Source organism: Ramlibacter sp. bp-362 (assembly GCF_054956735.1).
This window is the reverse complement of sequence record NZ_JBUDXE010000083.1, coordinates 1-236: the sequence shown is the minus strand read 5'-3', so window position 1 is coordinate 236 and position 236 is coordinate 1. Positions and strand designations below refer to the sequence as shown.

The 236-nt window shown below is 63.6% G+C and carries 1 protein-coding gene; it reads left to right on the top strand.

Annotated elements, in window-relative coordinates; all coding sequences use genetic code 11:
- The coding region (locus tag ACY0MJ_RS22505) for a ClpX C4-type zinc finger protein (protein ID WP_462640787.1) at window positions 1–236 on the top strand (236 nt) is incomplete at both ends.

The window sequence follows — 236 nt, the reverse complement described above, 5'->3', positions numbered from 1 at the left end:
CACCTCGTGCTGCGACTTCCCGCAGAAGCTGCACGAGGTGCGCAAGCTCATCGCCGGCCCCACCGTGTTCATCTGCGATGAATGCGTCGAGCTGTGCAACGACATCATCCGCGAGGAAACCAAGGCCGGGATCGCGGGCAAGAAGGACGGCGAGATTCCCACGCCGCTCGACATCTTCACGCAGCTCAACGATTACGTGATCGGCCAGGACCGCGCCAAGCGCGTGCTCTCGGTCG